Here is a 22,732-nt window from a genome sequence, read left to right on the forward strand (position 1 = left end):
CAGCCCTGTGGTTTTCGTTTTGTAAATCGGCCTTGCGAATCTCTGTGCATACTTACAGCGCGTCTGCTGCCAGCCCGTTCTTACTAGGCGTTCGCCTTCCCGCGGGAAAACACGTTTTCCAAAGCCAGGAATTGCTTGCCCGTAAAGAACAGGCCCAGGGACATGCCGAGCAGCGCCAGCTCCAGCTCATAGCCTCCTGTGAATCCTAGGCTTAGCTTCGCCGTGAAGATCGCCACCAGCATGATAACGGCAAATGCCGCCGCAATCCAGCGCGTTCCAAGCCCGATCAGCATAAGGATGCCGCCCGCCAGCTCGATAACCGCCACCACATACGCCATAAATCCGGGAAGACCGAGACTGCCGAAAAATCCGGCGACACCGCTCAATCCGCCTTCAAATTTCTGATAGCCGTGAACGAGAAAGATCAAACCGAGAACAATCCGTAAAATAAACGCTCCATACTGCCATTTGTTAAGTGAATTCATTTTTTAATTTCCTCCTTGGTTTTACACTACATCTTGTAGTGTTTATGGTCGCAAGAACACTACGAAATGTAGTGTCTGTGCTTAAAAATTTTTCAGAACAAGATCTGGACGAAAAGCCACGTCATTACAACCAGCACATAACCGGAAATCATGGTCGGTGTCAGTGGCGGGCGAAATGAAATCGGGGATTCCGGATCGACGATTCTTCTGATTCTGTAATTGATCGAGGTATCCGCGAACGATGCGTATGCGAATGGCATGGCAACCGTACCGCCTCTGCGGAGCAGTTTCAGCAATGCGCTGCCGAGATCGCGGGAAGAGCCTTGGCGCGAAATCGCGTAATTGTCCGCAAGTATCTCGCGCGCGATTTTGTACTGGTGGTGGAACCATTTCAGTACGGGAAGATACCACAGCACCGAAGCTAATAACGAGAGGAAGAACATACTGCGCGGATCTCCCGTCTGCTGATGATGCAGCTCATGGTGGATAACGGCCTCCGCCTCACTCGCATCCAGCATATCCAAGAGTCCGGTGGACAGGACAACCGCCGGTTTGCCGAATCCCATCGTCAGCGCGATCGGCTCGTCCGACACGACCACGACGATGTTTCCCCGCGCTTCGGGATACATCCGGTTCAACTCCGCAGACAGCTTCGTATGCCGGTATGCGTCCAGCTTGGCGAAAATTCTCCGCGATAGGACGAACTGCCGGAGGATTTGCCACATACTGTACACGAACGTGCCGATCACAAAGACGTCCAGCAGATGGGCGATGGAGAAAATCCCCTTCGAACGCATCCATTCGGTGCAGACATTCAGCACGTTAAACCCGATTCGGATACCGAACAGGACATGCAGGGCATACATGGTCATCTGAAACAGGACAACGCCCGCAATCAAAACCGACGAACGGAAAATGAATCTGGACCGGGACTGCCACATGTTACTTGTCCTTCCGCAGATCCAGGATTTTCTGTTGCAGCTTCTCAATGAGCATGGGATCCACCTCTTCCAGGGCATCGAGCATATGGTTGACCACCAGAGACGATCCGAATTCCTCCATAAGCTCGTGGGTCAATTCTTTCGACTGGCATTCGAGAAACTCGTCTCTGGATTGGACTGGCTTGTAAAGCGATGTCCTCCTGTCCATTCTTTTCGACAAAATTCCTTTATCCAAAAGCCGGTTCATGACCGTCATAACAGTGTTGAAGTTCACAAGCTTCTCGCGTTCCAGCGAGTGCTGGACATCCTTGATCGCCATCTCGGGCCCGTCCCACAAAATGTTCATGATCTTGGCTTCCAGAGGTCCGAAAAACCGGTTAAGCCCGCTTTCGTTCGTTTTAAACGTATGAATTTTCACGAGGCCACCCCCTTCCACTACCCATTGTAGTGTTAGCGGCCTAACGGTGTCAAGTGTACATGCGCAGAGCCTTATATACGGGGCTTGAGGCAGTAGAAGCGAAGATATGCTATAGTAATAAAAAAGGTACTGTGAAAGGAGGCCGTCCCATGGAAATTATCCCCGAGCAGTGCAAAGTGGTCGTGGCTCTGGACATGATTGTCGGCAAATGGAAACCTCTGGTCATTCAACATTTAATCAGCAAAGATACGCTGCGGTTTAACGAGCTCAGAAGATTGATGCCCGATATTACCCAGCGTATGCTGACCCTGCATCTCCGTGAGCTTGAAGAACAGGACATCGTCCGGCGGGTCGTATATCCGCAAGTTCCTCCTAAGGTGGAATACTCCATCACGGAGTATGGCCGGACCCTGGAGCCGATCCTTCACTCCATGCACGTCTGGGGCGCGGCCCACGTCGAGCATATGAAGCAGCGGAACGCGGAAGCCGCCGCAGACGCGGAAAGCCGGGCGGCTTCGGCCAGACCGTAGCGCCCGGCCCATCGCCTCGGCGCAGACGCGTACGCGCGCACTGCGCGCTGTTCCCGCCGCGCGATGCGGCGTCTCAAGTGGCGTGTGCGGCCTGCCGCGGACGCGGGACGCCTCGCGCCTGAGCTCGCGCAGCAAAAATAACCTCCGTCCCTGACAGGGAAACGGAGGTTATTTTTGCTGCGCCGGCCGGGCCATTCCCGGCCGGACGCTCCGGCTCCCCGCCGGGAGCGATTAGAAGCGTTTCGCCGCTTCTTTCGCTTTCGCGATGGCCGCTTCTTTGATCGCCGGAGCTTTATCCGGCATAGCCGCCATGCCTTCCACGAAGATGCCTTCGAAAGAAGGTACGCCGTGGAACATCATGATTTTTTTCAGGAAGCTGTGTCCGCTCTCGAAGCCCGCGGCAGGACCTTCGGAGTAGACGCCGCCGCTTGCTTGGATATGAATGGCTTTCTTGTCGGTCAGCAGGCCGACCGGGCCGTTTTCCGTGTACTTGAACGTTTTGCCGGCGATGCAGATGGCATCGATGTAAGCTTTAAGAACCGGAGGGAACGAGAAGTTCCACATCGGGGATACATAAACATATTTGTCGGCCGCAATGTACTGCTCCACGATGTCGTTCAGACGCTGAACTTTCGCCTGCTCGGAAGCGGAAAGCTGGTCGAACGAGGAACCGGAGCGCAGCTTGCCCCAGCCGCTGAATACGTCCGCGTCGATTTGCGGAACATCCGAGTTGTAAAGATCAAGGGCGATCACTTCATCGGACGGATTCGCTTCGCGGTACGCCTCGATAAATTCTTTTCCTACCGCCATGCTGTAAGAAGTTTGGTGATCGTGCGGGTGAGCCGTAATGTATAGGACTGTTGCCATAATTGAATTCTTCCCTTCTTATCGGAAATTATCTTGACTTCAAAGTAATTATGTCTCATATTTTCCGTTCTGGGAAGTAGGCACATCTATGTGGGTTAGGATAAAAAAAGGTACTGTAAACGTGCGGATAACAGAATAAACCCCATTTCTGTGGGAGAAATGGGGCTTCTGGTTCGGGACCGCCGATATTTATTTGGCTAGTTTGACCCGATCCTCAACCGGTTTAAATTCCTTGTCGCCCGCAGGCGCGGTCGGCTTGCCGAATGGCATCTGGGCGATCAGTTTCCACGATTCTGGCAGGTTCCAGGTGCTTTTTACCTTCTCGTCGATCAAAGGATTGTAGTGCTGAAGCGTCGCTCCGAGCCCTTCGCTCTCCAGCGCCGTCCAGATGACATATTGCAGCATGCCGCTTGACTGTTGGGACCAATTCGGGAAATGGTCCTGGTAGCTCGGAAACTGCGCCTGCAAACCCTCGATGACAGACATATCCTCGAAAAACACAACCGAACCGTGACCGCTGCGGAAACTGTTCACCTTCTGTTCCGTGGCGGCAAACTGTTCTTCCTTGACGATCGTACGAAGAATATCTTTGACGATATCCCACAGCTTATGATGCTGCTCACCGAGAAGTACGAGCACTCGCGCGCTTTGGGAGTTAAAGGCCGAAGGCGTGTGTTTGACCGCTTCCTTCACGATTTCCACAATCTTGTCGTCCGAAACCGGGGATTCTCCGCTGATTGAATAAATAGAGCGTCTTTCCCGGACCGCTTGCAAAAATGATTCCGCTGACATACGTATCCCTCCGTTATTCGTAGAAGTGAAGTGATTGTAATTTGCCGCGTTGTACCCGTTTTTATGCAAAGCCTATTATTCACGGCGGGTTAAAGGACAATCTTCCCTTATTACCCGCGGCGCCGCGTTAGGAATCTTCTTGACCAATACCGGGAAGGACGGCATTCAAAACGTAGGCAGCACGTTCAAATTCTCGCTCCGCAGGAGGCCGATCCCAGCCAAGTATGGGGATTGCCCGCCCAGCACCAGCCCAGCTTCGGCTTGCCGCCGCTAATCCACAGCGCGCTTACCCTCCGGTCGCCGCATCTGGAGCCGCATAAAGAAAACCCGTGATTTTTCTGCAAAACGTCCGGCAAATGGGTAATCACGGCAATTCCCTCCTCGATCGTCAGCGGAGAACGGTTCCATTCCGCAAATGATTTCATCGCTTCATTCGGCGTCCGGTTCAGTGTTTCCGAGCCCGTATCCACATCCAGGAGCAAGTATGCTTCTCCTTCGGGAAGCTCCACGCCTTCGATAGGTTCGAACCTCGCGAGATCTTCGGCTTCCATGACGCTGAAGCCGTTTTTCCCGCTGCGTTCCACCCGCCGCATCATCTCATCCCGTGGAAGTGTCCCGGTCGTCACGACCAGGACGAAAGGCAGACTGCCCTCTCCCGGCTTGAAATCTTCCCGCATCCGCTCGGCGGCTCTTTCTTTTAACGGGGCGAAAAGCTCGCGGAAAGCCGCTTCCTCCATTCCCATGAAACCGGGGTAGCCTTTGTCTATTAAATTTCGGATCTGTCTTTCAAATTCTTCTTCAAATCTCATCAGTCCGCTCCTCTCCCGCCGGTAGCTTTTTTTAAACTCTCCGGCTCTCCATATTCTCATTTTCATTGTATAACATGCGTGCGAATTCCAAGTTTTCAACAATTAGATCCTTTGAAACCTCACTTTTTTGATAGAATACTTATAACCTTACTTGAAGGTTTAGATTGCTGTGGAGGTCATTCCCATGAATTTCAGACCCATCGATATCGCCCGAAAATTGCGCGTCAGCACAAGTGCTTTAAGAAATTACGAAGCCGCCGGACTCGTCCCTCCCGCAAATCGGACCCCTTCCGGTCACCGGACATACACAGAGCTGCATGCGGCTTATTTCGAGTGCATCCAGGCGATGTCGCCCGGCTTCGGCATGGACATCACCGCGGAAGTACTGCGCCGGCTCCAAAAAGGAGAGTGGGCCTCCGCCCTCTGGTGCATGACCGAAGCGCAAACCGCTCTCTTCCGGGACAAACGGAGAGCCGACGACACGCTGGCTTATCTGGAAAGCGGGGAAGCCGCAACGGCTCAGGAAGCGCAGGACCCGGGCGGCCAAAGCATCGGCCAGGTGTCGGCGGAAACCGGCATCCCGCGCTCCGCTATCCGTCACTGGGAGAAGACGGGGCTCATCACCGCCAACCGGAATCCCGCCAACGGCTACCGGACGTTTAACCGCCTGCAGGTGCGCAAAATCCGGCTGATCCACACGCTCCGGCAGGCCGTTTATTCGCAGGAGCTCGCGGAGCTGAAAAAAGCGATCGGGCTTCTCGACCCTGACAATCTCGAAGCGGCCATAGCCATCGCGCGCGATTCGCTCCGGTATCTGGAGCGGATGAATCTGCATCAGTTGAAGGGCGCGTACTGTGTCTACCGGCTGTGCGAAAGGCTGAATGTGCCGCTTTCCCCCTCCCATAGAGAATAATGGCAATCCCGTTTGAACACATTAGGGGTATCGAATCCAAAGGTGTGTATTGCATGAGTCTCTACCGCAAGCTTCTCCGGGCTGCCCGGAACTCAGGACCGGGTGAAAATTTCCATGAACCGGAAAATTCCCTCCAGGCTTCCGATTCCATTGCCATCAATATCGGTTATCTTCACCATAGTCTATGCCATACGGAAGATATGAAGCAGAAGCCTCTCCCCTTCGCCGGAACGGACGGGATGCTGGTTTACCTCGAATCCCTCGTGGATCAGGACAAAATACAGCTTCATGTGATCCAGCCTCTGCACGAGAACACCGGCCAAGAGCCGGACAACCTGTTTAATATTTTGGAAACGACCCGTGAAACTGCGCTGGATAACGCCGTCAAGGCTTTGATTCTGGGAAAATGCGTTTATTTTCTGGAAGGTCTTCAAGAGTTTTATATTTTGGCAACCGAAGCGGTCTGCAAACGGAGCGTGGAAGAACCCGAGAACGAAGGCGTGATCCGGGATCCGCATTACGGCTTCATCGAAGTTCTGAACGTAAATTTGTTTCTGATCCGCAAGCTGATCGCAAGCCCGTATTTGACGGTCCGCTACTATAAGGCCGGTACGCATACGCAAACCCGGATAGCTATCGTTTATATGAAAAATATCGCCAATGCCGAGCTCGTTCAGGAAGTCGAGGAACGGATCCGGGCCATTTCCACCGACACCGTGCTTACCACGGGAATTATTCAGGAGATGACGGAGGATCACCCGTTCTCCATGTTCCCCCAGCATTTGGCCACCGAGCGTCCGGACCGGACCGCTTCCAATATAATGGAAGGACGCGTCGCGATTCTTACGGAAGGAAGTCCGACCGTTCTTATCGTTCCCGTCACCTTCTTCGCCTTCTACCAATCGCCGGACGATTATAACGGCCGCTGGATCGTCAGTTCTTTTGTCCGGATGATTCGGATGTTCAGTTTCCTGCTGGCATTCACGCTCCCGGCCATTTACATCGGGACCGTTTCCTTTCATCCGGATATTTTGCCGCTGGAGCTTGTTCATACGATCAAAAGCTCGCTGGAACGCGTGCCGTTTCCCGCTATCGTCGAAGCCATGCTGCTCGAACTCATCTTCGAGCTGCTCCGCGAAGCGGGAATCCGGCTGCCCAGCCGGGTCGGACAGACGATCGGTATCGTCGGCGGCTTGGTCATCGGGGATGCCATCGTGCGGGCGGGACTCGTTTCCTACACGATGATCATCGTCGTTTCGCTCACCGCGATCGCCTCTTTTCTCGTCCCGTCCCACGAAATGAGCTCGGCCGTGCGGATTTTGCGCTTTCCGCTGATGATCGCCGCTTCGATTTTCGGATATGTGGGAATCGCTTTCGGTCTCATGCTTCTGACGATCCACTTGTGCAAACTGGAATCTTACGGAACGCCTTACTTCTCTCCTTTCGCACCGCTGAGAATAAAAGATATGAAGGATGTGTTTGTCCGCTTCCCTTCTTGGCTGCTCAACGCGCGTCCCCATGACGCCAATCCTAAAATCATGAAGCAAGAAGAGGCGACCTCAAGGAGCTGGAAACGGGATGAAGATTGAACCCAAGGACACCATTTCGCAAGGCCAGCTTTTTCTGCTCATTATCAAACTCCAGATCGGTGTCGGAATTTTGTCGCTGCCGTACCGTCTTCACCAGCTCGCCAAAGGCGGAGGCTGGATTTCGGTCCTGATCGCCGGTGTCTTCCTGCAGTTGATCCTCGTTATGATGTGGATGCTGATGAAACGATTCCCCTCCTACAGCGTGTTCCGGATCGCGTCCGTCGTAACGGGCCGATATGCGGGCGCTTTGATCGGAGCCGCCTACGTCGCATACTTTCTTCTGGTCGGGGGCGTCGTCATGATGGGCGCGTTCGATATCATCAACCGCTGGATTCTCCAGAACACCCCGCGCTGGGCGGTGTTATTCTTGTTTATGCTGACCGGCGTTTATTTGATCCGGGGCACGTTTCGCACCATTTCGCGCATCTTTATCCTGTTCACGTTTCTCATCGGGCCGATGATGTTCCTTATCGGATACGGTGTGCACCGTGCAAATTTCCTGTACCTGCTTCCGCTTGACGAGGCGGGAATCTGGAATATCGTTGTAAGCTCGAAAGAAACGATAACCGCCATGTACGGGTTCGAGCTGATTCTCATCATTTATCCTTTTGTAAAAGGAAGCCATGGGGGCAAACTGAAAGCCGTTTCGGCCGGCACCTGGTTTGTCGTTTTGTTTTACGCCTTCACGGTATTTACCTGCATGACCGTTTTCAGTCCCCAGCAGCTGAACATGATTCCGGAGCCGGTCATGTATCTGCTGCGTTCGCTGCCGTTCGGGGCGATGGACCGCGCGGATCTGCTGTTCCTCCCCATCTGGATGATCTCCATGGTAGCCTCCATGACCGGCTACTGTTATGCGGCCGCATTTGGCATCGGTCATCTGCTGAAGCATAAGGATCATAAAAAAGCCGCGCCCTTTGCGGTAATTATTTCCTGTATCATCGCGTATCTGCCGCAGACGAAGGAGCAGTTCGAGCTATTCTCGTATATCGCCGACGCGTCGGCTTATTTTTTCCTCATCGGATTCCCGGTTCTGCTCCTCCTGCTGTCCTACGCACTCAAGAAGAAAGAAGGTGATCCCGCATGAAACGGGCCGGACGTATCGGGACCGTGCTGCTCCTGCTCGCCGTGCTGCCGGGCTGCTGGGATGAGGACAGTTTGAGAAATGCCAGACTTGGATACGGGGCGGGGTATGATCTCACACCCGACGGCAGGCTGATGCAGACGATGGAAGTTGTGGATGAGTCCAAACAACCCGAGCAGCAGGGCTCGGCGAAGAACGAGGTCGAATCCGGCGTCGGTTATTCCGTCAGGCAGACGAGTGACATCATCCGCACCAAGGTAACCGGGGATATCCGGTACTTCAAATACGGCTTTATGCTGCTCGGCAAAAGCGTAGCGGAAAAAGATCTTTATCCGTACCTGGATGTTTTGTACCGCGACCCGCGCAACCCGACTTCCCGGGTTAAAATTGCCGTCGTGGACGGCTCCACAAACGAAATGCTGCGGCTGAAACAGATCGGAAACATTCTCATCGGCGAATTTATTACAAGGAAAATCGAAAGCCTGGAAGAGATGAGCATTTTCCCCGAATTATCGCTGGAAACGATGCTCACGCTGCTGCTGGACCCCGGTCAGGACTTCGTACTCCCCTATCTTAAACAAGTCGGTAAAAACGTCGAAGCCACAGGGGTCGCTCTGTTTAACGGTCAACGGATGACAGGCAGCCTGAATGTGGAGGAAGCCATTCTGTACTCGCTTCTCTCGGGATCTCACAAAGATACGGCAAGATTTGTACGGAAAATTAAAGAGGGGGACCGGAGTAACTTGGAGAATTACATCACGTTCGATGCCGGGGGAAAGAAAAGCAAGCGCAAATTGAAAATCCAGGTCCGGGACCGTAAAGTGGATGTTTATTTGGACCTGAACCTTCCCGTAAGAGTGACGGAATTTGCAGAGGATCATCTGCATAAAAAAGACACGGTGAACCGGCTGAACAAAGACTTGTCCGCTCTCCTGACCGAGGACGCCGAAGCCTTGATCGAGAAGCTGCAGGAAAGCGGCTGTGACGCATTCGGGATCGGCAGACGGCTGATGGCCCGACATACAAAGTTGTGGAAGTCCATGGATTGGCTACAGGAGTATAGAAATGTCCGTTTCCATCCGAAAGTCAACGTGGAAATTGTGGGTTCGGGCGTCTTTAACTGACCCGCCGGTCTTGTAGACCTATGCCCGTTATACGCCCGGATTCCAAGAGGCGCTGCCGTCTTCCGGCATTCCCGGCAGGATCAAGCCGCCGTCTATCCGCAGAGAGACGCCGGTCACGTACGACGCCTGCCCGGATGCCAGCCACACCGCCGCATGGCCGATATCGTCCGGCAGCCCTATCCGGCCCAGGGGGACCGTCTCGGCGAACTTGTCCGGCTCCGGCTCCGGTTCCCGCACAAGGACGGCACCGGGAGCAAGGCAGTTGACGCGTATGCCGTAAGGCGCCAGATCGAGCGCGGCGGCTTCCGCTGCCCGCTTCAAACCCGCCTTGAGTCCTCCGTAGGCGACATCCTTCGGATAAGCCCGTTCGGCCCGCGAGGAGGTAATGTTCAGGATGCAGCCGCGAATGCCTCGCTCAATCATGTGGCGGGAGGCATCCCGCATCAGAAGCAGCGGAGCGCGGAAATTCAGCCCGTATAAGCTGTCCAGGTTTTCCGCGGGCAGCTCCTGTATGCGGCCGTACAAGCCGATGCCGGCATTGTTCACGAGAACGTCGAGGCGGCCGAGGATTCGCAAGGCCTCCGGCACGGTCGCTTCGGCCGTTTCAAGCTTCCTCAGGTCGCCTTCGATAACTCCGCATGGGACTCCCGACAAGCGTGAAATCTCCTCGGCGGCTGCCGCCGCGGACTCCCCATCCTGATAATGGGTAATCGCGACCCGGTAGCCTGCCGCCGCAAATGCAAGGGCAATGCCCCGGCCGATTCCGGTGCTTCCTCCCGTTACGAGTACGGCGGGGGGTTGTCCGTTCTGTTTCTCTGGCATGCCATTCTCCTCCTTCGTCTTTTCAATCGTCAAGCGGCCTGCTTACGGGCCCGCAGTCCAGCGCCGCTTCCACGGCGCAGATTATGAGCTCGTGATCCTCGATCACATGCGGCAGCTCCCCGGGCTCGACCCAGATGCGGGCCGTACACTCGTTATCCCGGGTGAAAGGGTGACAGGCGGTTATATCCATCCGGTAAAAAACCTGATAGCCGACGAGCGGATACTTGCCGCCCGGAACGAAATTCGGGTTGTTCTCATGGCTCACCTCGATCATCCCGACCGGACGGATCACTCCTTCCGCGCAAGCCTCCTCCAGGCATTCGCGGTGCAGGGCCTCCCCGGGTGTCTCGCCCGCCTCCACGTGCCCGCCCGGCAAGTTATAACCGCGTGTTTTGACGCGGACGAGCACTATTTTGCCTTCGTAAAAGCAGACGCCATGCACACTCGTGACATCCTTTTCGGGAGGCGCTGCGGCAGCAATCCAGGTCAATTTTACAAGATGGCCTCCCCAATCGGCCTCGATCGTCTTCGGTTTTAACATCGTTTACCTCCGTTTGTCCGCTGTCGGTACCGGCACCTGCACCGGTGCCAAATTCTCAAAGCGGCTGCTTGTGATTTTGCGGCAGCCTATAGTCCAGCCATTTCTGCCAAGCCAAGTCAAGCTGGCTCAGCACGATACCGATATCGACGGGTTTCTTCATTCCGGTCCCTCCGCTTCAAGGTTTCTATTAAAGGAAGCGCCTTCATTTAAGTTCTCTATTAAATATAGCGGTTTCTGCCGAAAAAAAGAATCTGCCCGGGGTTAAAACAGGTTCGGTTTCTGTAAACCGGCCCTGTTCAGCCCGCTGCAAAAAGCCCCAGTCCCTATAAAAGAGGACTGAGGCTGCTTTTGTTTTGAAAAACCGGGGAAGCGGAAGATGGGATGAGTCTCCGCGCGTTTTCCGCTTCCCTACTTGATGACGTGCCGCGTACCGCTTTTCTTCTCGTAAAACAGCTGCCGGTTGCGGTTGAATACACAGCGCAGGACGTGAATAGCGAACCAGGCATTAAACAGGAACATGGCGAACGTCGCGATGACCATCAGGATATCCGGAAGATTCTCGATCCCCGCCCGGATGTACAACTGATTCAGGCCCCCGACGAAGAGATACAACAGCCCGTACCGAACGAAAAGTTCGTACAGCGTTATTTTATCGGATTTGCCTGTGAGACGGATACGGACGATCCATTTGCCGAGCGTCTGGCCGTTCGTGAAATAAGGCAGCACGATAAAATACAGCACGACGCCCGCCGCATAAGGAAGAGGTACGTTCAGTACAGCCAGAATGGCAAGTATCGGACTCATCACGAACCAGTCGAACAGGAACGCCAGCCCGCGGCGGGTGTAGGTGACGCGTTTGGCCGCCAAGTCCACTTTGTCATCGAGCGATTCGATCTTCGGCAGCAGGGAAGAAAGCCATTCCGCCGCCACATATCCGATCATGCCCCCCGCCGTATTCATCATAATATCGTCGACATCGAAGAGCCGGTATGGGTAATCGTAAATCCCGTACAGGCCCGTGACCTGCGTGATTTCGAAAAACAGAGACAGACCTATGGAGAACAATAGGCATTTGACCCAGCTTGTACGGAAATAATACCGCAGAAAAATACCGAACGGCACCGTCAGCAGCACGTTAAAGAACACTTGAAGGAACGCCCGTTCCTTCAGCAGATGGAGATAGGTGCGCGGTTGGTCCGCCACTACGGCCGTCTCCTTGAGGATATCTTCCAGGAAGTGGAACGGAATCCACTGGGCATACGACTCCACCGCCGGAGGCGCGTTGTGGATGCTTGGAGGAAGCGGCAGAATGATCAGGAATACGGCATTCATCATGTACAGAAGAAACAAGTAAAGCAGCAAAGCCCTGTAAAAGTGTACATACCCGTACTTGCGGTACTGGACAATCAGAAAAGGAAGCGTAAACAGGACCGCCGCAATCGGAAACGTCAGAAAAGCATACGAAATCGGAAACAAATAGAAACTGAACACGGAAACACCTGCTGTCAGAGATTTGGTAAGATCTGATTTTAGCACAAGTCATGCCGCTATGCACATCATGCCAAGAGCAGCGTCTTCATATACGCGTACATGCCCTTTTCACATCGAAACATTCACCAGGCATCGCTAAAAAGCCGGGCATCACCGGAAGCCGGAATGAAGATATGCGTGTATTCATTTCCGTTTATACCTTAAAATGGTTGAATATACAAGACGCCAGTCATGTCGAATAGAATCGAAATTATTCGGAAACCCTTCGCCGGACAGGATGGAAACCCCTTCTCAAAACGATCCAAAAACGTCCAAAAAGCTTGATTTTCAGCCTTTTTGTGTGATTTTTGTGACACTTGCGGGAACTTGAAAATAACTGTTAACTTTATGAGTACCCTTGTCGATATAGGTCATACAACCTACAACAAAGAGGTGCGCGAATTTTGGAGAAATCTTCTATCATTGGTATCATTCTGGCGATTATCGCCGTAGGCGTCGGCATGGTTTTAAAAGGGGCCAGCCTGACTGCTCTGTTCAATCCCGCCGCTTTACTCATTATTTTTGTCGGAACGGCGGCCACTCTCTTTATCGGATTTTCGGGCGAAGAACTTAAAAATTTTCCTAAATTGATGAAAATCGTTTTCACCGAACAAAAGCTTATGCCCAAAAAAGACCTCATTAACATGGTCGCGGACTGGACGGCTCTCACACGTCGCGAAGGCCTTCTTTCTCTCGAGGAAAAAGTGAACGATATCGACGATCCCTTCCTTAAAAGCGGAATGCGGATGATTATCGATGCAAACGATCAGGACTTCGTACGCGAAGTGTTGATGGAAGATATTGCGGCTATGGAAGAGCGGCACCGGAACGGCGCTCAAATCTTTACACAGGCGGGAACGTACGCCCCTACTCTGGGGGTATTGGGAGCGGTTGTCGGCCTGATCGCAGCGCTGAGCAACCTGAACGAAATCGAGAAACTCGGCCATCTGATCTCCGCGGCGTTCGTCGCGACTCTTCTCGGTATTTTTTCCGGTTACGTTCTCTGGCATCCCATCGCCAATAAACTGAAGCAGAAATCCAAAAAAGAAGTCACGCTGAAGCTCATGATGGTGGAAGGACTCCTATCCATTCAGGCCGGTATTTCTTCTTCCGCCGTCAAGCAGAAACTGCTCGTATTCGTACCAAGCTCCCAGCGTGAAGATGAGGATTCCTCGAAGCAACCGGGTATGGACAATGAGTAAAAAGCACCGGAGAGAACATCATGAGGAACATATCGACGAGACCTGGCTCATCCCTTATGCCGACCTTTTGACGCTTCTGCTGGCCCTGTTCATTATTTTGTTCGCTTCCAGCCAGGTGGATTCGAAAAAATACGACAGTATTATGCGGGCTTTGAACTCCGCTTTTACCGGGGGAACCGGGACGTTCGAATCGTCCGCCAAAATCCCGTTGAACCGGGACTCCAGTACCGCGCTCAAGAAGCATGACAACCCGAACCCTTCGGAAAGCGAAGCGCTTCAAAAGCAGTACGAGGCCGAGCAGGCCGATCTTGAGAAGCTTAAACAGAAGCTCGATCAATACATCACGGACAACAAGCTGGGCTCCGAGCTGACAACGACCCTGACTGACGACCAGCTCATGATCACCATCCAGGACAAAGCTTTATTCGCCTCCGGGTCTGCCGTCATCAAACCGGAATCGCGCCTTCTGGCCCAGGCCATGACCGATATGCTGAGCCAATATCCGAAATATCGGATCGAAGTGGCCGGACATGCCGATAATGTGCCGATCAACAACAAGGAGTTTGATTCGAACTGGGATTTAAGCTCCAAGCGGGCCCTGAATTTCATGAAAATTTTGCTCGAAAATAACGCTATCGACCCGAGCCGGTTCCGTTCGATCGGATACGGCGAGTACCGGCCGGTGGATTCAAACGTCACAACCGAAGGCCGGTCCAAAAACCGCCGCGTCGAGGTCAGCATTATGCGCGGCATCAAAGCGTCGGAAGTGAAAAAAACCGCCGAGGGCGAATAGCACACTCGAAAAAAAGCAGGTTCCCGATTGATGAGGGGAACCTGCTTTTTTCTGCTGCCTGGGGGACGGTGTGCGGTTTTTGAGCGGCTGCGATGCAGAGCCGGCCCGCACGGCCCTCATCGCTGCTTTTCGCTCCGGCGACCATACCGTTACACATGCTTCACGGTGCTCGTTTCGATTTCTGTGGAGTCCGGCAATTCCGGATCAAGGCGATTCGGCCAGCGCCACTCCGTAAGACTGCATGGCAGCCGGCACACCTTTGAACCTTAGCCGTCCGTCGCTGATCAACGTCCACAGCCGGTATTCGATAAACTCCACCATAACGGCGCCGCCCCAGCTCTCCAGCGCTTCCATAATCACCCGGCTGGCCCGGACGAACCCCTCTTCGTCATCGCTGGCGTCACGCTGCATTTGACCGACAAAAACCGTCCGACCAGATATGAAGCTTCGCATCGGAAGCCGACAGCTCTTCCCAGTCCCGGATGTACGCTTCCCGTGTCTGCGCCGGCAAAGGCCGCTTTCCCTCTTCATGCAGCCGCACGATTTCTTCAATCGCTTCCGTGGAGAGGAAACCGAACGCGTAAGAATGCGGCACCGGGTCGAATCGGTGGGCTATCCTTTCATACAGCTGCGAAACATGGCCGATATAGACGGTATTCGGAGCATCGCGGAGGACAGCCAGGGCTAGACGCATCCCGATCTGCTCATGGGCGTGATCACCGGTCCAGATTGTAATGTCCTTGTCGGCGGGTAAGCCGCGTATAGCCTCCAGAATGAGATCTGAACCGTGCCGGATCCCTGTTAACTGGGCGTACCCATACCCCTTGAAACGTTCGAACATCCATTCCAGCCGGAACTTCCGCCCTTCCTCCGTCTCCAGCCCCCGGATCGGCCCTTCGGAAAAACAATCGTTGAACGCGAGGATCTCGCTTTCTTTCCTTCTGCCCAGGCTGCTGAGCGCACACTTCAAAGCTCCCGCGTCGGACAGTCCCATCACGATGTGGACATGGCTTGCTCTTCCCTCGTTCTCCGCCCGTTTTCGGGACACATGTCCATTCCATATTTCTAAAATTTGTTTTTGAAAACCATGTTCTTTCTCGGAATGCTCGTCGTAACGCCGCGCTTGCTCCAGCATTTGCAGCAGCAGCCCTTTGGCTTCATTGGGATGAAGGGCGTGAATTTCGTCAAGCATATCCGGGCGTTTCATTCCGCACACCTCACTTAGCGGGGTTATGTAAAATAATGGTACTCTATTTTATTTTAGCATAGCACCCTTCCGGAAATCCGGCTATACTCCCGACTATGGCTGCCTGAGGTTCACTAAACTCAAACCCTTCGGTCCCTACATAGGGAGTTCCGCTTTCGGCGGATATAAAAAAGACCGCCGACAAGGCAGTCTTTTTGATGCGTTGCAATTAAACGGTCGAAGCGTCAAGCTTTTCGTTGGCGCCGGACGCGGCGGCTTTGCTTTCCGGAGTGCGTCCCATAAACCACAGCGTGGACCAGATCAGTAGGAAGCCGATCAACTGTCCGATTGTCAGGGCCTGATCGAATACGAGCCAGTTGATCAGAACACCGACGGCGGGGAAGGACAGCTCCGCGATCGTCGCGAGAAACGCCTTGGTCGAGGACAAACCTTTATAGTAGAGCAGCATGCTGATCAGCCCCGGGAAAAACGCCTGGAACAGCAAGTTCACCACAATGAGCGCCCACTCGCCCGTAGCTTTATGAAGCTGCCAGGCGTCCCCACTCGCCATCAGCACGATAAACAGCAGCGGAATGGCCAGTAAAAACCGGAGCGAAGTTACGATCGGGAAATCGAGATTTTTTTGCAGCAAATATTTGCCCATGACCGTGGATCCGCCCCAGAGAATTGCGGCCAGAATCGACAGCAGACAGCTCAGGGTACCCAGATCTTTGAGCCCCAGCGACGGGGATTGAAACCCGAACGTCAGCAAATAGGTGCCCGCAAGCGCGAAAAAGATGTATTTAAAAAATCGGGCCGGCAGAGCTTCTTTCAGCAGTACACGCGCCAAGGTAATCGCAAATAAGGGCTGAAGCTTTTGTAAAAGCAGCACGGCATTCGCGCTTCCATGAGCAAACGCCGACGTGAATAAAATCGTGGCGATCGCCGATCCGCCCCACGAAATGAACAGCAGCGCGCCGATAACAGCCAGCGTCAGCTTCCCGGTCAATTGTTCGCGGTACCGGATCAGGACCGGAAGCGCGTAGCAGGCGAGCAGCAGGTGCTCGATGAACACGATCTGCGCCGATGTTAAGCTTTTCAGCAGCAGGATACGGAAAAGCGGATCGAGCCCCCACAAAGTGGCGCCCATCGCGACATACCAAATGCCGTTAATCCCTTTTCCTTTCGTTAATACGGACTTTCCGTTAAGACCTAAAGCATTTTCCAATTCAAAAACCTCCTGTGGAATGTTTTGAATTGAACCTTCCGAAAAGAGACGATGCCCCCGCTGGAATTTCAACGGGGGCATCGACAAACAGACTTCATTAAAATAAAAATTTTAATGAAGCTGCTTTTCACCTTCTCCCATCCGGACTTTACCGTCGGCCTTGGAGTCGCACCAAGTCAGTCCCGGCCTTAACAGCCGGGAGTCGCGGGCTTAAGGTACTTGCGTACCCATCACCGCCGGTTGGGACTTTCACCCTACCCCGAAGGTTCAATATTCAATTTCGTATGTTCTTCTGGTGACCTTTAGCAGTCGTTTCGGTGCTGAAACCCTTGATATCACTGAATTTGTGGCAATCTTCGTTTTCCGTTGATGACCTAATGTTACCGCTAAGATCATCCGGTTTCAGAACGAAATCCTGCCGAAATCCTGCCAGAAAACCTGCCAGAATCCTACCGAAATACTGGCAGAACTCATATGAGCTCCTGCTGAAATCCTGCCACAATTTCACCCAAGAACACTTAACTGTAATTGAAATATTAACACTCTAAAATAAAAAAAGCAAGGGCTTTATGCCCCGCTTTCTTTGCTTTCTAACCAATTGAAAAGCGCATCTCTTGACGCTTTAATTATTCCTCTTTTTCCCAATCGTCTTACTGGAAACGGCGGAGCCTTCAATAATTCGTAACCGGCCCTCCTACCAATGCCTAAAACCTGAATTATTTGTTCCGCTGTTAAAACTAGAGGCAGATCTGTTTTGTTAATATTAAATTTATTCTCCATATGTATTCTCCTTTTTTATCAATGTTTGATCTAATCATTCTTTAGCATCTTGGCACAATATATTAAACGAGTTATTGAACCATCCCTATTATATTTGGGTTGCTCCCATTTTTGCACTACTTTAAAGCCTCTACGTTCATTATCATTAATCGCTTGATCTAACTGCGCGCTTTCGTATCTTTTCATTATTATCGGCTGCAAATATTCACCTACATTCTTGTAATATACTTCTACTTCTTTATGAAACAACTAATGATCCATTCTTCGAATTGGTTTTCAATCTTACCCCATTTGCCGTCAATTTTTTTACTTTTTTGTCTCATCTCAGTTAAAGTGATCTTTATTAAGTTGCCAACTTTTGAGGCCTCCCCGCAACCATTTAGCTGTATCTTTTAATCTCAAAAAGAAGTGCTCGGTTTTGTTTACACTTTCCTTATAGTTTTGTTCGCATATCTTACCCTCATTTTTCTTGTTCAACCGATCTCTCCTTAAATATTTTTGTATACTTTAATTTTATAACTTCATCATCCTTGCATAGTTGTTGTACCTCACCAATCTATCTTTATCTAGTTTTGGATGATTCCAAATTTTAACCACATGATATCCTCTATTGATATTATCCATAATTGCTTTATTTAGTTGAGCTTCGGTATATCTACTCATTGTGATTGGACCCATATAGTCTCTCCTTTACTGTTATATGAAATTGATATTTTATTGCTTCATTGGCTTTGTATAATTGAGTATTAGCGAGCATTAAGCAGTACTAGCGAGTTCATTTTTTGATTTTACAACTCACTAGCCATTCATCGAATTGGTCTGCTGATTTTACCCACTTTCCATCAACCAACTTGCTTTTTGGCCTCATTTCAGTTTGCGATAGGTGTAAAAGGTCGCCAATTTTAAAATTATCATTACCGTTGCTGTAGAACTTCTTTTTATCTACTTTAATTTGTTTTTCAATACCCCTCATAAGATCGTATATTGTTAATCTTGGAGTATATTTCTTATCCATATCTACAATACAATACCAGTCTATTGCATTTGGATATCTAATACCTGCATATCCCATTAACTCTTTTTCATAAAGAACAGTTTCGTGGATTGGATATCTTTTTTCCTTAAGACTACTTCTTATCTCCGCCTCTCTTTTCTTTTTCATATTTAATCTTTTTAGTTTAGTTATATCTTTCAAAGTTTTCTTGTAAGCGTCTTTCCCTCCGACAAACTCATCATATATACTAATGAGTTCTTTGTTTTCACCAAATTCCTTGAAAAAATTGAGTCGTATTAATATTTGTAATTGCCTTGAGTCGCACGTTGTATTCTCAAGGATATCTACCAGTAGATCACAAAAAGATTCATATGTATTATCTCTTAATTCATAAAGTTCCTTGGCTATTTGTTCATTGAGATACTTGATTGACTTAATGCCTTTATAAATTGCATTTTCTTCTTTTGCCATCATATATTCGCTTACAGATTTTCTAAACATAATTGGTTTAATACTTACTCCTATGCTATTTGCATATTCAGCAATTTTACCCACCTTGTCTAGATTCTCTGCAATATTCAGCATTACAGTTAGAAATTCTAAAGAATAGTAATGTCTTAAATAGCCGTTTCCATATCCAATATGACTATATGGGTTAGAGTGATTATCTGAAAACCCGTAATACTGAGCATCCAATATTACCTGTAAGAAAGGCTCAATGATTGCTTTTGAATGTTCTTCATCTTCAGAAAATTTTTCTCTCATGTTACTGACGAACCGATCTCGAATTAATGGGATGTACTGTTCAGTTCCTTCCTTTTTCGAAAGTCCTCGACGTACAGTATCGCTTTCAGCCATAGAGTAACCACAAAAATCAACCAAGAAGTTCATGATTTGCTCTTGGCTAATTAGATAGCCATGAGTATTATTTAATGAGTTGTTGAGTTCTTTGTGTCCATGATCTTTAAAGATACCGGCAGCTAGACTTTCTCTATAGGACGATCCAGAAGGACGAATTGCACCGTTACCGATTGAGAAGAGCTCAATTAAACTGATTTCAGGATTAACTTCTCTAATCTTCTTTATTGTCTCTTGTTTGAACAGTTCTTTGTAATAACGGTGTGCCGATTCGCTCTCCCACTGAAATATGCCTAACCCCGAATCTTTCATGGATTCCCATACTACCTCGTCATTCACATTCATATTGTCAGGAACCAAACGTTCAATACCTGCAAGCCTACAAGTCTCATTAATAATCTCAATGTTGTCTAAGCCGAGTATATCCAGCTTCACAAAATTGCAGCTATCCAGCTCTTTCATGTTTACTTGGCTCACAGGATACTTGCTTTCTTTTGTATAGCATAGACCAATTGAATCATCTAAGTTCACTGGTGAAACTACATATCCCGAAGGGTGGGAGCCCACACTTATGATTACTCCACTTACCAAATCTACATATTTAAATAGTTCAGGATATTTTTTTCTGTAGCTATCAGGTATACAATCTTTCTTTTCTTCATCTTTAAAGACGGCTTTTGCAGTTTCGTCAACCAATGAAGCGTCTAACTGAAGTGCGCGGCCAACCTCTCTAATTGCCCCCTTTAAAGCAACGGTGTTGAATGTGATAATTTCAGAAAAGTGAATGTTTGGAATGCTTGCTACATAATCAATAACTTCTTGTCTTCGCGAAGGTGGAAAATCGATATCTATATCTGCAAGACTTATTCGTTCAGGATTCAAAAACCGGAAAAAATTTAATTTATGCTTTATGCTATCCATTTCGGTAATTCTCAATAAATAAGCAATTAAGCTTCCATTAACTGAGCCTCGACCATATCCTGGATAAATCTCTTTGGTATAACAGTAGTCGATAATATTTTTCTGCAAAAGCATGTAGTCAATCGTTCCCAATTTCTTATATGTATCAAACTCTTCCCTAACTCTCTCGTAGTATCTCTTTTTCTGTTCGGAAGGCAGTTTATTAGTGCCTCTCGCGACAATCCCTTCGTTTATTTTCTCTTTAAAGACTTTTTCAGAGTCTTCGTATAGCTTTGGATATTTCGGGCTAGAGTCAAGGGTAAACTCTTCAACCATATCTGCCATTACGTTTGTGTTATGAATAGCTTCTAAATAAGCATGACGAGGAATAGCAGACTGTTCTTCAAATTTATCAACCAGTTCTTCATAACTTTTAAAAGTTAAATCAAATAAATCCTCATCGCCGTATGTTGCTCCCTTAGCTTTCATCATTATCTTTCTGGCTGCTGCATGATCTTGGTTCAATGAGTGTGTATCAGTTCCAGCAATGAGAGGTATACCGGTTGATTTTGAAAAATCAAAAAGCCATTGATTGAATTTTATTTGTTCTGGATGTAAGTGGTATTGAATTTCTAAAAAAACCCTATGTTTGTTTCTTGTTAAAAACTCTAAGAGTTTATTAAGCATCGCTGCGTTGTTCTTTTGTAAAGCTCTCCATAGTGGGGACGCTAGGCAGGCAGTTGTCATAATTATATTGTCTGATGTATTGATCACTTCATCTAATGACAGTCTAGGGTTAAAGTAATAATGACCATCTTTACGATTGTTAGATAACGTTGTTAGTTTATTTAATTCTTTCACTCCATACTCATTCTTTGCAATAAGCATGTAGTGCATATTGTCTCGGATTAAACCTTTTTCTCTATCTATGTATTCGGTGACGTAAATCTCATTGGCATGTATGTATTTCATACCGTATTTTTCGACAGTCTGTTTTTTCTTGATCCAATTCATAATCGATCCGTGTTCTGAAAAGCAGAAAGAATTCATTTCTAATTCGTTTGCCACTTTTAAATACTGTTCAAACTTAGTTGTAGAATCCATTGACATACTCGTTGTCGGATTACTTAGATCGCTGTGGCAATGGTAGACCGTATAATTATCTCTCAGCAATATCGCCTCCTTAATCATATATTATCACATTCTTTTATTTTATTCAACTGAATTTCATTTGTCTGTTTCTCTAATTTAACCTTTACATTATTACCAATATATAGTACATTCAATACGGTTCAATAATCATCTCAAAAGCCCTGTGAAATGTACTCACAGGGCTCCCCTATTTCCTATAAAAACATAGTTTTATCGTCTAAATTTTTCATCGTCCTGTTGTAAAATCCTGTATTTTGCATGATGAACTTCTCTTTTTTCATCATGATAAAACTTTGACCTGTTGTGATATCCTACCCAATATAAATGGTACATCTTTTTAATTCTAACTAATAAATCATTATTAAAAACCTTCAACAAAGCCTCCTGTAGCTAAGTTGTATTCGGGCATTGGTGAATTATAGACTTTAACTTCACCTGGATTATATCTATGGAGTATTTGACGCATGTTATCGCGCCCAACAGGGTTTGATGTATGCAAGAATATTGCTTCAGGTAAAGCTGAATAATCGCCTAAAACCCACTTCTCAACCAACCACTTGCAAAAATCATACCCTGTGAGAGTATAATTTCCTTCAACCCCTCCCAAATCATGGTCTAAGGAAAGCCTGCGTATATTATTAGATTCGCAAATTGAGACAGCTTCTTCAACAGTCCTAGCGATATGGAACCCTTTAGGGCAAGGTCTCAAATCGTCCAAGAATAAATCAATCATATTTCCACCCCAAATTATTCGAATTTATATAGAGTCGCATCATAATCTATAAAAACTTCTTCAATAATTTGCTCTACTATATCCCAATCTCCACCGGCTAAACCGCAACCAATATTGTACGGTAGAGCAATAGACTGATTCGACTTCATCGCCAAAGACTTTAATTCATTTAATGCACCACGCAATGCAATATAGTCTGTATGTCTTTTTTGAACTCCATATCCGTATTGTCCAAACAAATTAGCAATGTATTTTTCACATTGCGTTGATACAATTTGACAACGACCCAATAACTCTCCTTTGTTACCGCACGATAGTTTATATTGTTTAAAAGCTTCTGGGTAGTCGCGCTTAATTAATTTAGCTAGTCCTGCTCCCATAACCCCCATACAATTTACCTGATGACCAATAATATCCTCGTTGGCCTCCATTAAATTACCTTGAACAATTTTTACACCCAC

At 49.1% G+C, this 22,732-nt stretch carries 24 protein-coding genes and 1 riboswitch; of the genes, 7 read left to right on the forward strand and 17 right to left on the reverse strand.

Going from position 1 to position 22,732, the window contains the following annotated elements; translation table 11 throughout:
• Positions 1-83: 83 nt before the first annotated feature.
• The 3 genes from PCH01S_RS05320 to PCH01S_RS05330 form a co-directional block, all read right to left on the reverse strand.
• Positions 84-485, reverse strand: a complete 402-nt coding sequence (locus tag PCH01S_RS05320) for a DoxX family protein (RefSeq protein ID WP_042227499.1) — start codon at positions 483-485, stop codon at positions 84-86.
• A 92-nt stretch (positions 486-577) separates the two neighbouring features.
• Positions 578-1,426, reverse strand: coding sequence for a M56 family metallopeptidase (locus tag PCH01S_RS05325; protein WP_042227500.1), 849 nt, complete (start codon positions 1,424-1,426; stop codon positions 578-580).
• 1 nt (position 1,427) lies between these two features.
• Positions 1,428-1,844, reverse strand: a complete 417-nt coding sequence (locus tag PCH01S_RS05330; RefSeq protein ID WP_042227501.1) for a BlaI/MecI/CopY family transcriptional regulator — start codon at positions 1,842-1,844, stop codon at positions 1,428-1,430.
• A gap of 149 nt (positions 1,845-1,993) precedes the next feature.
• Here PCH01S_RS05330 and PCH01S_RS05335 point away from each other — a divergent pair, with 149 nt between their 5' ends.
• Positions 1,994-2,374: a winged helix-turn-helix transcriptional regulator gene (locus tag PCH01S_RS05335; protein WP_042227503.1), complete on the forward strand. Its 381-nt coding sequence runs from the start codon at positions 1,994-1,996 to the stop codon at positions 2,372-2,374.
• 231 nt (positions 2,375-2,605) lie between these two features.
• Here the strand turns inward: PCH01S_RS05335 and PCH01S_RS05340 are convergent, their stop codons facing one another.
• The 3 genes from PCH01S_RS05340 to PCH01S_RS05350 form a co-directional block, all read right to left on the reverse strand.
• A complete protein-coding gene (locus PCH01S_RS05340) occupies positions 2,606-3,241 on the reverse strand; it encodes an FMN-dependent NADH-azoreductase (protein WP_042227504.1) in 636 nt (211 codons plus the stop codon).
• Between the two features lie 189 nt (positions 3,242-3,430).
• Positions 3,431-4,033 (reverse strand): nitroreductase family protein, encoded by a 603-nt coding sequence (locus PCH01S_RS05345; RefSeq protein WP_042227505.1) that lies wholly within the window; start codon positions 4,031-4,033, stop codon positions 3,431-3,433.
• Positions 4,034-4,218: 185 nt separating this feature from the next.
• A complete protein-coding gene (locus tag PCH01S_RS05350; RefSeq protein WP_042227507.1) occupies positions 4,219-4,842 on the reverse strand; it encodes a DUF5701 family protein in 624 nt (207 codons plus the stop codon).
• Positions 4,843-5,026: 184 nt separating this feature from the next.
• On the opposite strand from PCH01S_RS05350, the gene PCH01S_RS05355 reads away from it, so the two are divergent.
• The 4 genes from PCH01S_RS05355 to PCH01S_RS05370 are packed head-to-tail and all read left to right on the forward strand — an operon-like array spanning position 5,027 to position 9,552.
• Positions 5,027-5,755: a MerR family DNA-binding transcriptional regulator gene (locus PCH01S_RS05355; RefSeq protein WP_042227508.1), complete on the forward strand. Its 729-nt coding sequence runs from the start codon at positions 5,027-5,029 to the stop codon at positions 5,753-5,755.
• Positions 5,756-5,808: 53 nt separating this feature from the next.
• The gene (locus PCH01S_RS05360; protein ID WP_241688663.1) at positions 5,809-7,344 is read left to right on the forward strand and encodes a spore germination protein; all 1,536 of its coding nucleotides are present in this window, start codon (positions 5,809-5,811) and stop codon (positions 7,342-7,344) included.
• Complete coding sequence (locus tag PCH01S_RS05365) at positions 7,334-8,431, forward strand: GerAB/ArcD/ProY family transporter (protein WP_042227510.1); 1,098 nt, start codon at positions 7,334-7,336, stop codon at positions 8,429-8,431. The genes PCH01S_RS05360 and PCH01S_RS05365 overlap by 11 nt, the downstream gene beginning before the upstream one ends.
• Positions 8,428-9,552, forward strand: a complete 1,125-nt coding sequence (locus tag PCH01S_RS05370) for a Ger(x)C family spore germination protein (RefSeq protein ID WP_042227511.1) — start codon at positions 8,428-8,430, stop codon at positions 9,550-9,552. The genes PCH01S_RS05365 and PCH01S_RS05370 overlap by 4 nt, the downstream gene beginning before the upstream one ends.
• A gap of 27 nt (positions 9,553-9,579) precedes the next feature.
• Here the strand turns inward: PCH01S_RS05370 and PCH01S_RS05375 are convergent, their stop codons facing one another.
• The 3 genes from PCH01S_RS05375 to PCH01S_RS05385 form a co-directional block, all read right to left on the reverse strand.
• Positions 9,580-10,374: an SDR family NAD(P)-dependent oxidoreductase gene (locus tag PCH01S_RS05375; protein WP_042227512.1), complete on the reverse strand. Its 795-nt coding sequence runs from the start codon at positions 10,372-10,374 to the stop codon at positions 9,580-9,582.
• Positions 10,375-10,396: 22 nt separating this feature from the next.
• Positions 10,397-10,915, reverse strand: a complete 519-nt coding sequence (locus PCH01S_RS05380; RefSeq protein WP_042227514.1) for an NUDIX hydrolase — start codon at positions 10,913-10,915, stop codon at positions 10,397-10,399.
• A 408-nt stretch (positions 10,916-11,323) separates the two neighbouring features.
• The gene (locus PCH01S_RS05385; RefSeq protein ID WP_042227515.1) at positions 11,324-12,406 is read right to left on the reverse strand and encodes a VanZ family protein; all 1,083 of its coding nucleotides are present in this window, start codon (positions 12,404-12,406) and stop codon (positions 11,324-11,326) included.
• A 443-nt stretch (positions 12,407-12,849) separates the two neighbouring features.
• On the opposite strand from PCH01S_RS05385, the gene motA reads away from it, so the two are divergent.
• Both motA and motB read left to right on the forward strand, forming a co-directional pair.
• The gene (gene motA, locus PCH01S_RS05390) at positions 12,850-13,647 is read left to right on the forward strand and encodes a flagellar motor stator protein MotA (protein WP_042227517.1); all 798 of its coding nucleotides are present in this window, start codon (positions 12,850-12,852) and stop codon (positions 13,645-13,647) included.
• A complete protein-coding gene (gene motB, locus PCH01S_RS05395) occupies positions 13,640-14,440 on the forward strand; it encodes a flagellar motor protein MotB (protein WP_042227519.1) in 801 nt (266 codons plus the stop codon). Before motA ends, motB begins: the two co-directional genes overlap by 8 nt.
• Before the next feature lie 204 nt (positions 14,441-14,644).
• Here the strand turns inward: motB and PCH01S_RS31240 are convergent, their stop codons facing one another.
• The 8 genes from PCH01S_RS31240 to PCH01S_RS05420 form a co-directional block, all read right to left on the reverse strand.
• Positions 14,645-14,851: a DUF3658 domain-containing protein gene (locus PCH01S_RS31240; protein ID WP_241688662.1), complete on the reverse strand. Its 207-nt coding sequence runs from the start codon at positions 14,849-14,851 to the stop codon at positions 14,645-14,647.
• Entirely contained in the window at positions 14,841-15,647 is an 807-nt protein-coding gene (locus PCH01S_RS05400) for a DUF1835 domain-containing protein (protein ID WP_241688661.1), read from the reverse strand. Before PCH01S_RS05400 ends, PCH01S_RS31240 begins: the two co-directional genes overlap by 11 nt.
• 208 nt (positions 15,648-15,855) lie before the next feature.
• Positions 15,856-16,854, reverse strand: coding sequence for a DMT family transporter (locus PCH01S_RS05405; RefSeq protein WP_042227521.1), 999 nt, complete (start codon positions 16,852-16,854; stop codon positions 15,856-15,858).
• 125 nt (positions 16,855-16,979) lie between these two features.
• Positions 16,980-17,125: riboswitch (FMN riboswitch) on the reverse strand.
• A gap of 296 nt (positions 17,126-17,421) precedes the next feature.
• On the reverse strand, positions 17,422-17,634 hold the full coding sequence (locus PCH01S_RS05410; RefSeq protein WP_042227523.1) for a hypothetical protein: 213 nt from the start codon (positions 17,632-17,634) through the stop codon (positions 17,422-17,424).
• Positions 17,635-17,958: 324 nt separating this feature from the next.
• On the reverse strand, positions 17,959-18,111 hold the full coding sequence (locus tag PCH01S_RS30800) for a hypothetical protein (RefSeq protein ID WP_164977129.1): 153 nt from the start codon (positions 18,109-18,111) through the stop codon (positions 17,959-17,961).
• 298 nt (positions 18,112-18,409) lie between these two features.
• Positions 18,410-21,559, reverse strand: coding sequence for a DNA polymerase III subunit alpha (gene dnaE / locus PCH01S_RS05415; protein ID WP_053228649.1), 3,150 nt, complete (start codon positions 21,557-21,559; stop codon positions 18,410-18,412).
• 340 nt (positions 21,560-21,899) lie between these two features.
• On the reverse strand, positions 21,900-22,271 hold the full coding sequence (locus PCH01S_RS30225) for a cyclic-phosphate processing receiver domain-containing protein (RefSeq protein ID WP_129112496.1): 372 nt from the start codon (positions 22,269-22,271) through the stop codon (positions 21,900-21,902).
• A gap of 14 nt (positions 22,272-22,285) precedes the next feature.
• Positions 22,286-22,732 carry a macro domain-containing protein gene (locus PCH01S_RS05420; protein ID WP_042227525.1) on the reverse strand — a complete coding sequence of 149 codons (447 nt, stop codon included), beginning with the start codon at positions 22,730-22,732 and terminating at the stop codon, positions 22,286-22,288.

It is taken from the genome of Paenibacillus chitinolyticus NBRC 15660 (genome assembly GCF_000739915.1).
Classification (GTDB): Bacteria; Bacillota; Bacilli; order Paenibacillales; family NBRC-103111; genus Paenibacillus_F; species Paenibacillus_F chitinolyticus.